The 13,350-nt window shown below is 61.6% G+C and carries 9 protein-coding genes and 1 pseudogene; 7 read left to right on the forward strand and 3 right to left on the reverse strand.

The annotated features are described in order from the left end of the window. Window positions 1–36 precede the first annotated feature (36 nt). Window positions 37–1,404 (reverse strand): NAD(P)/FAD-dependent oxidoreductase, encoded by a 1,368-nt coding sequence (locus KHO23_RS33475; RefSeq protein ID WP_211617225.1) that lies wholly within the window; start codon window positions 1,402–1,404, stop codon window positions 37–39. A 205-nt stretch (window positions 1,405–1,609) separates the two neighbouring features. Between KHO23_RS33475 and KHO23_RS33480 the strand changes: the two genes are divergently transcribed. The 3 genes and pseudogenes from KHO23_RS33480 (at window position 1,610) to KHO23_RS33490 (ending at window position 6,011) form a co-directional block, all read left to right on the forward strand. Beyond that, window positions 1,610–2,581 (forward strand): LysR family transcriptional regulator, encoded by a 972-nt coding sequence (locus KHO23_RS33480; RefSeq protein WP_211617205.1) that lies wholly within the window; start codon window positions 1,610–1,612, stop codon window positions 2,579–2,581. 269 nt (window positions 2,582–2,850) lie between these two features. Continuing rightward, window positions 2,851–4,317: pseudogene (locus KHO23_RS33485) on the forward strand (purine-cytosine permease family protein); the annotation flags it as partial. Between the two features lie 302 nt (window positions 4,318–4,619). Further along, the gene (locus tag KHO23_RS33490; RefSeq protein WP_211617209.1) at window positions 4,620–6,011 is read left to right on the forward strand and encodes an NAD(P)/FAD-dependent oxidoreductase; all 1,392 of its coding nucleotides are present in this window, start codon (window positions 4,620–4,622) and stop codon (window positions 6,009–6,011) included. 146 nt (window positions 6,012–6,157) lie between these two features. On the opposite strand, the gene KHO23_RS33495 is transcribed toward KHO23_RS33490, so the two are convergent. Beyond that, window positions 6,158–6,529, reverse strand: a complete 372-nt coding sequence (locus KHO23_RS33495; RefSeq protein WP_211617211.1) for a cupin domain-containing protein — start codon at window positions 6,527–6,529, stop codon at window positions 6,158–6,160. 210 nt (window positions 6,530–6,739) lie between these two features. Here KHO23_RS33495 and KHO23_RS33500 point away from each other — a divergent pair, with 210 nt between their 5' ends. Continuing rightward, complete coding sequence (locus tag KHO23_RS33500) at window positions 6,740–8,185, forward strand: aldehyde dehydrogenase family protein (protein WP_211617213.1); 1,446 nt, start codon at window positions 6,740–6,742, stop codon at window positions 8,183–8,185. Between the two features lie 123 nt (window positions 8,186–8,308). Continuing rightward, a complete protein-coding gene (locus KHO23_RS33505) occupies window positions 8,309–8,767 on the forward strand; it encodes a hypothetical protein (protein ID WP_211617215.1) in 459 nt (152 codons plus the stop codon). Between the two features lie 64 nt (window positions 8,768–8,831). Here the strand turns inward: KHO23_RS33505 and KHO23_RS33510 are convergent, their stop codons facing one another. Further along, window positions 8,832–9,782, reverse strand: coding sequence for a LysR substrate-binding domain-containing protein (locus KHO23_RS33510; protein WP_211617217.1), 951 nt, complete (start codon window positions 9,780–9,782; stop codon window positions 8,832–8,834). 118 nt (window positions 9,783–9,900) lie between these two features. Between KHO23_RS33510 and KHO23_RS33515 the strand changes: the two genes are divergently transcribed. Beyond that, window positions 9,901–11,073, forward strand: a complete 1,173-nt coding sequence (locus KHO23_RS33515; protein ID WP_211617219.1) for a M20 aminoacylase family protein — start codon at window positions 9,901–9,903, stop codon at window positions 11,071–11,073. Window positions 11,074–11,147: 74 nt separating this feature from the next. Further along, complete coding sequence (locus KHO23_RS33520) at window positions 11,148–12,503, forward strand: MFS transporter (protein WP_211617221.1); 1,356 nt, start codon at window positions 11,148–11,150, stop codon at window positions 12,501–12,503. Window positions 12,504–13,350 lie beyond the last annotated feature (847 nt).

Consider the following 13,350-nt stretch of genomic DNA (forward strand, 5'->3'; position numbering starts at 1 on the left):
CGAACCGGCTCCGGGGTGTGCGCGCGTCGAAAGCGTTCAATGCAGCCGGATCACCGGATGCACGCGCCGGCGTAACCAGTGGCTCGCCGAATCGAGCGCCATGCGTGCAAAGCCCGTCAGCGTCATCACATGGCGGCGGTAGATGAGCTTGTAGACGACCGTTGCCAGCCAACCGTCGACGAACACCGGCTGCGTCAGCAAGCCGTTGCTCAGGCTGCCGATCGTGCCTTCACGGCCAAAACCGACCAGCGTCCCGGCGTCGCGATAGACAAACTCAGGTAAGGGCTCGTTCGCGATCCTGCACTTCAACGCACGCGCCAGAAACAACGCCTGTTGGTGCGCGACCTGAGCGCGCGGGGCCAGAAATGTGTTCGCGTTGTCAGAAGACGGGCAGGCCGCGCAATCGCCGAGTCCGAATATGTTCGCGTCGTTCGCGCATTGCAGTGTGCGGTTCACCTGCACCTGTGCGTTGCGATTCACCGCGATGCCGTCCAGCGAGCGCAACACCGGCGGCCCCGCGATGCCGGCGGTCCAGATTGCGATGTCGCTCGCGAGCGGCTCGCCTTCGTTCGTCAGCACAGCATCGGCGCGCACTTCGGTGACGCGCGTGGCGTTCAACACGTCGACGCCGAGACGGCCGAGCATTTTCTGCGCGCGCGCCGAGATCGTTTCGGACAGCGCGGGCAGCACGCGATCGCTGCTTTCGATCAGACGGATGCGAAAGTCGCGCACGGGGTCGAGCGAAAACGGACTGTAGCGGTTCAGCAGACGCACCGTATCGCGCACCGCGGCGGCGAGTTCAACGCCTGTTGCACCCGCGCCGATGATGTTGATCGACACCGGTGTGTCCGCCTGCGCGGTCCGCGCACGGCGTGCATGGTTCGCACGCAGGCAGGCGTCGAGCAGCCGGCGGCGAAACGCTTCCGCATGCGCGACCGATTCGAGCGGCAAGGCGTGTTCGGCCGCACCGGGCACGCCGAAATATTGCGTGACACTGCCCATTGCCAGCACCAGCGTGTCGAAGGCAAGCTGCCGTGACGGCAGGATTTCGCGGCCGTCGGCGTCGTGGAGCGCATTCAGCGTGATGTGCCGGTTCGTGCGATCGAGCGCGGCGAGTTCGCCCTGTTCGAATTCGAAGCCATGCCGTTGCGCCTGCACAGCGTATTGCAGCTGATGCGTGGCTGGATCAAGTTGACCCGATGCGGCTTCATGCAGCAAGGGCTTCCAGAAATGCGTCGGCCAGCGATCCACCAGCACGACTTGCGCGAGACCGGCGCGCCCGAGCGTTTCCGACAGCCGCGTAGCGAGCCCCAGGCCGCCGACTCCGCCGCCAACGATCACGATGCGATGCGGCGCTGCTTGCGTCGTTTGCTTCACTTCCGCTACATCCGCCGTGTGCAGCATGGGCTGCGTGCCTTGCGTGTCAGAGGGTGTTTGCTGATCGATTGCGGCCATGATCCTGATCCTCCTGAAGTTATCGTTGCTCGGCCGGCGAAGGCGTTCCGGGCTATATCCGGGATTCGTCGGCCTCATCTGTCGGGGTCAGTATAGAATCGGCTGAAACCGCAGCACAATTTAATGTTTATAGAGAACATATAGGTTTTCACTTATGCTAAAAGTCGCCACGTTCCGTCAATTGAAGGCCCTGCATACGGTCGCGAAGCTCGGCAGCGTGTCGCGCGCGGCTGAAGAATTGAAACTCACGCAACCCGCGGTGTCGCTGCAGGTGCGTTTGCTCGAAGAAGCGGCGGGGGCGCCGCTGTTGCAGCGGGTGGGCCGTGGCGTGCAACTGACCGCAGCGGGCGAAATCCTCGCGCGCTATGCGCTGGAAATCCTCGATTTGTGGAATGGCGCGGCGGACGATCTCGCCGCATTGCAAGGCGAGCAGGGCGGCACGCTGCGCATCGGCGCGATCACGACCGCTGAGTATCTGATCCCGCCTTTTCTGGTGCGCTTCACCGAGTTGCGCCCGCAAGTGAAGGTGCAGTTCAAGGTGGGCAATCGCGCGGACATCATCCGCATGCTGGCCACGCATGAGATCGATCTTGCGGTGATGGGTAGCGCACCGCGCGAATTGCGCACAGTGGCGACCGCCTTCGCGAAGCATCCCATGGCGTTCGTCGCCTCGCCGGCCCACGCGCTCATGAAGAAAAAGCGCCTCTCGTTGGACGATCTGCAAACCACGAATCTGTTCGTACGGGAGCGGGGGTCGGGCACGCGCTCAACCGTCGAGAATCTGTTTCGGCTAGCCGGCCACAAGCTGCATATCGGCTCCGAACTCTCGAGCAACGAGGCGATCAAGCAACTGGTCGAGGCGGGCCTGGGTGTCGCGTTTCTGTCGCTGCATGCGTGTTCGCTCGAATTTCAGGCCGGCTTGCTGGCGTTGCTGCCTTTGCCCGCCAATCCGATCGAGCGCGACTGGTACGTGATGCATGTGTCCGATAAACGCCTGCCGCACGTCGCCGGGCTGTTCCGCGATTTTCTGATTGAGCACGGCATGTCCGGCGCGGTGCGGGTGCCGTTGCCGGCCGTCGCCGCAGCGAAGCGGCGCCGTCAGGCGCGCGAGGCAAGTCCGCTCTGAGGCGCGGATTCTCGCTATTCGCTTCGACGTTTGCACTCCGCAGGGTCCGAAGGAAGACCTCGTGAGGCCTTTCGCTACATTCGGAAAGCCTTGTGGGACGGGCGTTTCAGGTTACATCGTCCGAGATCGAAGTAAAGGTTGGGCGGGCGGTATTTTTGCCCGCGCCGATTGTCTTTACAGTGACGTCCAGACATTTGAGAAAAGTGGACGCCGCATTCCCGTGGCGAGCCATTGTGAGCGAGGCCTGGCCGTTACAGGAGTTGGAGACAATGAGCAGCAACAGCATCACCCAAGTCGAAACATTCGGTTTTGAACGCATTCCGGATCGCTCGCGTTATGCGCGGCCGATCGATCTGTTCCGCTTGCTGTTCGGCGGTTGCAATACTTTTTCCACGTCGGTGCTCGGCAGTTTTCCGGTGCTGCTCGGTTTGTCGTTCAAGGCGGGCGTTTATTCGATCGTGCTCGGCGTGGTGATCGGTTCATGCATTCTTGCGCCAATGGGCCTGTTCGGCCCGCGCAACGGCACGAGCGATCCGGTTTCGTCGGGCGCGCATTTCGGTATTCATGGCCGGATCGTCGGTTCCTTTCTCGCGGTGTTGACCGCGGTCGCATTCTTCTCGCTGGCGGTGTGGAGTTCGGGCGACGCGCTCGTGGGCGGCGCGAATCATCTGCTCGGCCTGCCGGTCAACTGGATGACGCTGAGCTTCGCATACGGTCTCTTTGCGGTGCTGGTGCTCACCGTTTGCGTCTACGGCTTCCGCTTCATGCTGTGGGTCAACAAGATCGCCGTGTGGGCGGCGAGTCTGCTGTTCGTGGTCGGCATCGTGGCGTTCGCCGGGCCGTTCAATAGCGCGTACGCCGGCAAGGTGGCGCTCGGTTCCGTGGGTTTCTGGCCCGCGTTCGTCAGCGCCGTGCTGGTCGCGATGAGCAATCCGGTTTCGTTCGCCTGCACGCTCGGCGACTGGGCCCGCTATATTCCGCAGAACACGCCGAAAAAACGCACGATTCTCGCGGTGATGCTCGCGCAACTGGCCACGTTCGTGCCGTTCTTCTTTGGTCTCGCCACCGCGACGATCATTGCGAGCAAGGCTCCGGATTTCATCGCCTCGAATAACTATGTGGGCGGTCTGCTCGCGATCTCGCCGAACTGGTTCTTTCTGCCGGTGTGCCTGATTGCGATCATCGGCGGGATGTCGACGGGAACGACGGCGTTGTACGGCACCGGGCTCGATATGTCGAGCATGTTCCCGAAGTTTCTGAACCGGGTGCGCGCCACGCTGCTGATCGGCAGCCTCGCAATCGGTTTCATCTTCCTTGGCCGCTTCGCGTTCAATCTGGTCGAAAGCGTGTCGACGTTCTCGGTGCTGATCAACGTCTGCAGTTGCCCGTGGATGGTGATCATGATCATCGGCTTCGTGACGCGGCGCGGCTTTTATCTGTCCGACGATCTGCAGGTGTTCAATCGCGGCGGCCGTGGGGGTCACTACTGGTTCACGCATGGCTGGAACTGGCGCGCGATGGGCGCGTGGATTCCGAGCGCGGCGATCGGCCTGTGCTTCGTGAATCTGCCGGATCAGTTCGTCGGTCCGCTCGGGCAGCTCGCCGGTGGTCTCGACATCAGCATGCCGGTGTCGCTGACACTCGCCTGCGCGTTGTATATCGCGTTGCTGCACTGCTTTCCTGAACCGGATGGCGTGTATGGGCCGCTTGGCCGACGCTGGTTGCGCGGCGGTTCGCAGCACAATGTGATCGTGCATCCGGTGGTGCCGGCGACTAAGCTTAAGGCTGGCGGGGCGCAATTGAGTACGCAATTGAGCACGCATTTGAACACGCAAATGAAGGCGCATCCGGTATCGAAATCGCGGCAGCCTGCCGTGCAACGCGAACGCGAGGAAGCGCTGGACACGCAGGACGCGGGTTGAATCGTGCGGTTCGAGGAGGCGATGTGCTCAGGCACGGTACGCGCTGTACCAAGACCGCACAGAGGCAACCGTCACGCAGCAAATGCAATGAGTTTCAAGTTAAGTAGGCAATCAAGATGAGCGAGTCAGTAAAGCGCGCGTTTGAAGGTGTAAAGCTGTTTCCGTTCTGGCTGGACAATCCGCGCGCACCGGCCGTCGAACGGGAATTGATCGGGCCGACTTCCGCGGATCTGGTGGTGGTGGGCGGTGGTTTTACCGGTTTATGGGCCGCGATTCAGGCGAAAGAAGCGGACCCCTCGCTCGACGTGGTGCTGGTCGAAGCGGGGAAGGTGGCTTATGGTGCATCGGGCCGTCCGGGCGGGATTATTTCCACGTCGGTGATGCATGGTTTGCCGAATGCGACGCGGGTCTTTCCGCAGGACCTCGATGTGCTGGAAAAGCTGGGACAGGAGAACCTCGACGGCTTCAAGGAATCGTTGACGCGTTACGGCATTGAAGCGGACGTGGAATGGAATGGCGAGATGACGGTGGCGGTCGAACCGGGGCATCTCGATCATCTGAAAGGCGATTACGAGCTGCATGTTGCCCATGGGCATGATGTCGTGCTGCTCGACAGCAAAGGCGCACGGGAACAACTCGATTCGCCCTTGTTCGCGGGCGCGATGTGGTCGCGCAATCGCAGCGGCACGATTCATCCGGCAAAGCTCGCGTGGGGCCTGAAAGCCGCTGCGCTGAAACTCGGCGTGCGTTTGCATGAACACTCGCCGATCACGCGCCTGGAAGATCTCGGCGCGACGATGATCGTCCATACGCAGGCGGGCCGCATCGAAACGCGGCGCGTGCTGCTCGGCACCGGTACCGCGGATGTGGGCGTGACCGACATCAAGCGCCGCGTGATGCAGGTGCGCGATCACATCATCGCGACCGCGCCGTTGAGCGAGGAGCAGATGGCGCGCATCGGCTGGAACAATCGCCAGGGCATCTACGATACGCGTACGCAGCTCAATTATTTCCGTCTCACCAAAGACAACCGGATCATTTTCGGCGGCCGGGTGAGTTATCACTTCGGCGGCGATCCGAATCCGGCCGCGGATCGTGACGAGAGCACGTACTACAAGCTCGCCGAAGCGTTCTATCGAACGTTCCCGCAACTGGACGACGTGCGCTTCACCCATGCATGGGGCGGCCCGATCGACTACTGTTCACGTGGCGCCGTGTTCGCGCGCCGCTATCACGGCGGCAAGAGCGTGTTTGTAGCGGGCTATACGGGCTTTGGCGTGGCAGGCAGCCGCTTTGGTGCGAAGATGGGTCTCGACATGCTGTGGAATCGCGAGACACTGATTACGTCGCTGGATATTTCGCGCAAAGGGCCGTCGTACATTCCGCCGGAACCGCTGCGCTGGATCGCCGCGAAGATCACCTTCAACGCATTCGACGGCGCCGACGATCGCGGCGGCTGGCGGCGGCTCTGGATCAATTCGATCAAGGCGCTGGGTTTTCCGATGTAGGGGCGGGGGGTGTCGCGAGGGTGTTCATGAGTCTGGCGGTTTTTTATTCATTGCCGCCAGAATAAAAAAACCGCACCTTAAGGGGTACCGCACCTTAAGGTGCGGGGTGCGGTTCCTGTAGAAGCAACAGTGTGATGCAGGGTGAATCAGCCGCAGTACACGATGCTGTACTTCTTGGTCGCCACCGGCATGTGCCACGTGCCCGAGAAGCCCTTGTGCAGGATGAAGGCGTCGCCAGCGGCATAGCGTTCGCTGCGGCCGTCGTCGCTGGTGATGACGACTTCGCCTTCGATCAGCACGCAGACTTCGTGGATCGGCAGGTCGGCCAGCTTCAGCGTGCCCGCATCGCACTGCCATACGCCGGCGGACAGCATGTTGGTCGCGTCGGAGAAGGCGTTGAGGGCGTGCGGTGCCTTGGCGCCTTCCAGAATGACGTCGGCGGGGTCGTGCAGGGCCGGGTTCAGGCCGGAAGCGCCGGGGCCTTTAGCGTCGATGCGGGTGAAAGTGGTGGTGCTCATGTGTCTCTCCTGGTTAATGTCATTCAAAAACGGGGGATTCGATGACGAAATCGAAGCAGAACCGGAGTCTGAGCCAAAGCTGCGTAGCGATGAATTTCGATTTGAAGACATTCAGATTGAGCGGCGTCGATGTAAAGCATTCGATACCGCTGCGGGCGCGATGTGCGGCCCACCGTCTGACCTAACACATTCATGAAAAGGACTAAGTCCATGGAACACGCCAAACAGTTTTACATCGACGGCCAATGGGTCGAACCGCAAGACTCGGCCAAACCGGCCGGCGCTGCCACGCTCGACGTGATCGATCCGTCCACGGCCACCGCGTTCGCGCAGATTTCGTTGGGCAGCGCGGCCGATGTCGACCGCGCCGTGGCCGCGGCGAAGCGTGCCTTTCCCGCCTACAGCGAGACGACGATCGCGCAACGAATCGATCTGCTGCAAGCGATCCTCGACGTCTACCGCAAGCGCTACGACGACATGGTGCATGCGATCAGCCGTGAGATGGGTGCACCGCTGCAATATGCGAACGACGCGCAGGCGTGGACCGGCGTCGCGCATCTCGAGACGATGATCCGCACGCTCGATACGTTCGAATTCGAGTGCGTGAAGAACAGCATTCTGATCCGTAAGGAAGCGGTCGGCGTGTGCGGACTGATTACGCCGTGGAACTGGCCGGCTTTGCAGATCGCCACCAAGGTCGTGCCCGCGCTCGCGGCCGGCTGCACGATGGTGCTCAAACCCTCGGAGCTGGCGCCGCTTTCCGGCATCATCTTCGCCGAGATCCTCGACGAAGCGGGCGTGCCGGCCGGCGTGTTCAACCTCGTCAACGGCGAAGGGGCAACGGTGGGCGAGGCGATGTCGCGTCATCCGGACATCGACATGATGTCGTTCACCGGTTCGACGCGTGCGGGCGTGCAGGTCGCCAAGGCCGCGGCGGATACGGTCAAGCGCGTGCATCAGGAGCTGGGCGGCAAATCGGCCAACCTGATTCTCGAAGATGCCGATCTGAAGCAGGCGGTGATGCGCGGCACGCGTGCGTGTTTCGACAACAGCGGCCAGTCGTGCGATGCGCCCACCCGCATGTTCGTGCCGCGCGCACGTTTGGACGAGGCATTGGCGTACGCGAAGGAGGCGGCCGAAGCGCTGGTTGTCGGTCCCGCGGATGCCAAGGGTATCGATCTTGGGCCTGTCATCAGCGAGCAGCAGTTCGACAAGATCCAGCGGCTGATCGGCGTGGGCATCGAAGAGGGCGCGACGCTGGTGGCCGGCGGCCCGGGCCGTCCTGAAGGATTGAAGGAGGGTTACTTCGTACGCCCAACGGTATTCGGCAATGTCACGCCGAACATGACGATCGCGCGCGAAGAGATTTTCGGGCCGGTGCTGTCGATTCTCGGCTACGACTCCGAAGACCAGGCGATCGCGATGGCCAACGATAGTCTCTATGGCCTCGCGGGCTATGTGCAGTCCGCGTCGATCGAGCATGCGCATGCCGTGGCGAAGCGTCTTCGTACCGGCACGATCTATCTGAACTACGCGGACTACAACCCCGATGCGCCGTTCGGCGGCTTCAAGCAATCGGGCAATGGCCGCGAGTACGGCGAGTTCGGTCTCGAGGATTTTCTGGAGATCAAGGGCGTGGTCGGCTACGCGGATTGAGGCATGCGTCGTGCTGCGTCAGATCACCGTGACCGCAGCTTTCCGATGGCCGTTCCGGATCGGTGGGCGCCTGTTGAGGGCGTCTATAATCCTCTCCGGAATTCGCCATCGGACCTTCAACCTGTGAAAACAACTATTGCTATTGCGCTTGCCGCGCTTGCCCTGAGTGGCTGCATGTCCGCCGAAAAGGAAGAGGCGCAGGCGCGTGACTTCACCCGCTCCGAGAACCTGCTCGATGCCGCGCAGCGCAACGCCGCTATTGCGTGCACGGATCAGGCGCAATGCGACAAGGCCTGGTCGCTCACAAAAGACTACGTGGCCGCGCACTCTTACACCTCGATCGTCCGTGCGGACGCGGCAGGGATCGAGACCGACGTTCCGAGCCGTTCGGGGCATGCGGTTTATTCGGCCACACGCGTGGCCAAGGGCGGCGGGGCGACGATCACGCTGTATGCGCAGTGCCGTGGCATGTATGGCCAGGATCGCGCGATGGGCGCTGACTATGACGATTGCGTCAAGCAGATCGGTCCGACGCAAAACGGCTTCGTGCCGTTTTTGCACCAGCATTTATCCAGCCAGTAGCGAGTGGTCATTCAGGCCGACGTGCACCTGTGACGCCGCTCAACGACGCCATCCGGCCACGCCGCTACAACAGCAGTTCGATTGAATGAAAGAGGCGGCGCAGTTCGGGGTCTTGCGAGCGCGCGCCTTCGTCGATCACTTCGCGCAAACAGTCGAGAAAACACGTGGCCGCCGGACTGGTCGGTGCGCCGCGCCGCGACGTGATGCTGACGATGGTTTCATCCACCGTTTCGCGCAAGGGCAGCGCCCATAGATTTTCCTTCGCGGTGATCACCTCGACGAGCGGCCACGGAAAAATGCTGAGCATGTCCGTCTGGGCGAGCAGGCCGAGCACGACGGCGAGCGAGTGCGCGAGGTGGATCGTGTGCGGCACCCTCATGCCGCGATTGCGGAACACGTTGTCCGAGATCGTCTCGCGGCTCGCGGGATCCCAGTTCAATATCCATTCAGCGTCTTCGAGTTCGAGCAGCGTGCGGCAACCGGCTTTAGGATGATCGCGGCGCGCGACCACGGCCGAATGCGTCGAAAACAGCGGTACGTTGTGAAACTCCGATTGCGGCGAAGCAGGCGGTGGCCGACCAATCGAAAAATCGAGGCTGCCGTCACGCAAGCGCGGTTGCACGACCCCCAACAGACCCTCGAAGAATTCCAGTTGGACTTCCGGCATGCGCTGGCGGAACCGCTGCACCGTGGGTGGCAGAAACGTCAGCGCCACCCACGGCGTGACGCCGATCGACAGTTTGCCGGCCGCCGCGCCACGCATCGCCTCGATCTCCGCTTGCGCACGTTGCAACTGGCCGAGCACCAGCCGGGCATGCACGACCAGCGCGCTGCCGAACTCCGTGAACGCGACGCCGCTCGCGCCACGCACCAGCAGTGGCGCGTGCAAATCGGCCTCCAGTTCGCGCATGGCCTTGGTGACGGCGGCCGGTGAAAGGTCGAGCGAACGGGCAGCAGCACGGATACTGCCGGTATCCGCAATGGCCGCTAAGGTGCTGAGTTGATGCAGTTTCATCTGGAAAACCCGTAGAAGGGTGGCAACCATTGGTTGCTGCCGCGACGATTCTACGCCTGTCGCCGGTAAATCGACGTCGTTATGCTTGGCTCACGCTTTCATAGACGGAGACGACATCGTGAACACCATGGCCATCCCGGCGGGCATCGCCGAACTCGAAGACGAAATGATCGCGCTGCGCCGACGCATCCACGCGCAGCCCGAACTGGCTTACGAAGAGTTCGCCACCGGCGATCTGGTCGCCGAGCGCCTGCAGGCGTGGGGCTACACGGTACATCGCGGGATGGGGCAAACGGGTGTTGTAGGGCAACTGAAAGTTGGCAGCGGTACGCGCAAACTCGGCCTGCGCGCCGACATGGACGCGTTGCCGATCCACGAGACCACCGGTCTGCCGTATGCGAGCACGGTGCCCGGCAAGATGCACGCATGCGGCCACGACGGCCACACGGCGATGCTGCTGGCCGCCGCCAAGCACCTTGCCCAGGAAAAAAGTTTCGACGGCACGTTGAACCTGATTTTTCAGCCTGCAGAAGAAGGTCAGGCCGGCGCGAAAAAAATGCTCGAAGACGGCCTGTTCGACACATTCCCGTGCGACGCGGTCTTCGCGATGCACAACATGCCCGGTTTTCCGACTGGCAAGTTCGGCTTCATGCCCGGTTCGTTCATGGCGTCGTCCGATACGGTGATCATCAAGGTGACCGGCCGCGGCGGTCATGGCGCGGTGCCGCACAAGGCGGTCGATCCGGTGGTGGTGTGCGCGCAGATCGTGCTGGCGCTGCAGTCGATCGTGTCGCGCAACATTGCGCCGCTCGACATGGCGATCATCACGGTCGGCGCGATTCACGCCGGTGAAGCGCCGAACGTGATTCCTGAAACGGCGGAGATGCGCCTGTCCGTGCGGGCGCTGAAGCCTGAAGTTCGCAACTATTTGCAGGAGCGCATCACGGCGGTCGCCTGCGGGCAGGCGGCGGTGTTCGGCGCGCGGGCGCACGTGGACTATCAACGCCGTTACCCGGTGCTCGTCAACGATGCGCAAATGACCGGTCTCGCACGGCAGGTCGCGCTCGACTGGCTGGGTGAAGACGGTTTGATCGCCGAGATGCAACCGTTGACCGGCAGCGAAGACTTCGCGTTCCTGCTGGAGCGTTGCCCGGGCAGCTACCTGATCATCGGCAATGGCGACGGCGAGGGCGGTTGCATGGTTCATAACCCGGGTTACGACTTCAACGACGACTGCCTCGCAACCGGCGCGGCCTACTGGGTGCGACTGGCGCAGACCTTCCTCGTCTGAGGCTGGCTAGAAATTTGCCAAAGCGGCCGCAGAGCCGCGAATCGCGAATCGGCAGGTGACACATGGAGACACAGATGGATTATTCCGCTACACCGCAACCCGCAGGCACCGACACGCTGAATCTCGCTGACGCGTCGTCCATGCAGCCCGCCAAACGCACGAGCCACGCGAAAGCGATTGCCGCGATCACACTCGGCAACGGCCTCGAATTTTTCGACTTCACGATTTATAGCTTCTTCGCGACGATCATCGGCAAGCTGTACTTTCCGGTGGAAGGGCAGCTTGCGCAACTGATGCTGGCGGCCGGTACTTTCGGCGTGGGCTTCATCATGCGGCCGGTGGGCGGCATTATTCTCGGCGCGTATGCCGATCGTGCCGGCCGCAAGGCCGCGATGAGTCTCACGCTGTGGATGATGACGCTCGGCTCGGCGATCATCGCGTTCGCGCCGACCTATGCGGCGATTGGCATCGCCGCGCCGATGCTGATCATTCTTGCGCGATTGATTCAGGGATTCGCGCTGGGCGGCGAGGTTGGCGCATCGACCTCGTTGCTGCTTGAGTATGGTAGCGACAAGACGCGCGGATTTTATGGAAGCTGGCAGTTCGTGAGTCAGGGGTTGAACACCGTATGCGGCTCGCTGCTGGGTGTCGCGCTGGCGGCGGGGCTGTCCACTGCCGCGCTGGAGAGTTGGGGTTGGCGTGTGCCGTTTGTGATCGGCATGGCGATGGGGCCGATTGGTATTTATATCCGGCGGCATCTGAATGAAACCTTGCCGGGTGTGGAAGACGGTACTGTTTCGGCGGCGCAGGCGCCGGATGCGCAGCCGGTTCGCAAGTTGTTTCGCGAGCATTCGCGTGTGATTACGACGGGTGTGTTGACGACGATTGGCGGCACGGCGGCGAACTATATCGTGCTGTTTTATCTGTCTACTTACGCGATCCGGATTTTGCATTTGCCGATGTCGTCGGCGCTGTGGGCCGCGTGGACCGCGGCGATTGTGACGGTGATTTGCTCGCCAATTGCGGGATCATTATCCGATCGGGTGGGGCGCAAGCGTGTTTTGTGGATTTCGCGCGTGATGCTGATTGTTGCCGTGTATCCGGCTTTCATGATTATCAATGCTTCGCCTACGGTGCCTGTGTTGTTGTCGGTGGTTGCTGTGCTGGCGGTGTTTGTCGCTTTTACGGCCGTGCCTAATATCGTCATGCTGCCTGAGTTGTTTCCGCGCAAGATTCGCGCTACTGGGATGTCGATTGTTTATTGTTTAGGGGTCTCGATTTTTGGTGGGTTTGCGCAGTTTTTTGCTACCTGGTTGATTCAGATTTCTGGGAGCAATCTAGCGCCTGCCTGGTATTTGATCGGGTGTGGGGTTGTGTCGTTGTTGCCGTTGCCGTTTATGCGGGAGACGGCTGGGAAGGCCATAGATTAAGGCCTGCGGCGGCTTTCTTTTTGGGTTTGGCCTTTTCTTGATTTGTTAGTGGTCTATTAGCGTTCCCCCTGTGCGGGGGGGCACCTACTTTTCTTTGCCTGCCGCAAAGAAAAGTAGGCAAAAGAAAGCGGCTCAAACCGCTAGCTTATAAGCGGGTCCCCCGCGCAGCCACGGTAGTGGTGCATCTGGAATCTGTGTTCTCGCACATCCCACCTCGGTGACAAGGCAGTCATACATCCGGCGGCGCTGCGCGCGCCGAAGCGCATTTTATAAAACCGATCGCTGCGTTTTCGCGCTCACGCCTTTTTCGCCCCTACACCCTACACCCTACACCCTACACCCTACACCCTACACCCTACACCCTACGCCCGGATGCCCGGATGCCCGGATGCCCGGATGCCCGGATGCCCGGATGCCCGGATGCCCGGATGCCCGGATGCATAATTCGAAGTACGAACTTTTATCTGTGTGGGTTGGTGCGACTTGCTGGCGGGTTGGAGTGAAGCGACGTTATTTACAAAGCGCGGCCGTATTTGCGCATTGGGCGTTTCGCCGAGGCGAAGCTGATGGCCCCCACAGCGCCCAACCGAAGCCCGAGGTTTCCCACGCAGACCCATCCGCAACGCACGTAGTGCGGAGTGGGAGCTGATGAGTGCATTGTCACTAGCGCGGAATGTGCGAGGGCACGGATTCCAGATGCACCACTACCGTGGCTGCGCGGGGGACCCGCTTAAGAGGGGGTGTCCCGAATTTTGTGTAAACGGGTTTGTGTTTAACCCGGCACGAGCCGTTCTTCGAACTGGATGGTGAAGCGGTTCAGGGCTGCTTTCCAGTCCCGGATCGGCAT

The sequence above is a fragment of the Paraburkholderia haematera genome (genome assembly GCF_905220975.1).
GTDB classification, from domain to species: Bacteria; Pseudomonadota; Gammaproteobacteria; order Burkholderiales; family Burkholderiaceae; genus Paraburkholderia; species Paraburkholderia haematera.

Bases quoted from the DNA above. Each gene is read 5' to 3' on its own strand.
- KHO23_RS33480 (WP_211617205.1), top strand. From the start codon at position 1,610: ATGCTAAAAGTCGCCACGTTCCGTCAATTGAAGGCCCTGCATACGGTC.
- KHO23_RS33490 (WP_211617209.1), top strand. From the start codon at position 4,620: ATGAGCGAGTCAGTAAAGCGCGCGTTTGAAGGTGTAAAGCTGTTTCCG.
- KHO23_RS33500 (WP_211617213.1), top strand. From the start codon at position 6,740: ATGGAACACGCCAAACAGTTTTACATCGACGGCCAATGGGTCGAACCG.
- KHO23_RS33495 (WP_211617211.1), bottom strand. From the start codon at position 6,529: ATGAGCACCACCACTTTCACCCGCATCGACGCTAAAGGCCCCGGCGCT.
- KHO23_RS33475 (WP_211617225.1), bottom strand. From the start codon at position 1,404: ATGCTGCACACGGCGGATGTAGCGGAAGTGAAGCAAACGACGCAAGCA.
- KHO23_RS33520 (WP_211617221.1), top strand. From the start codon at position 11,148: ATGGATTATTCCGCTACACCGCAACCCGCAGGCACCGACACGCTGAAT.
- KHO23_RS33510 (WP_211617217.1), bottom strand. From the start codon at position 9,782: ATGAAACTGCATCAACTCAGCACCTTAGCGGCCATTGCGGATACCGGC.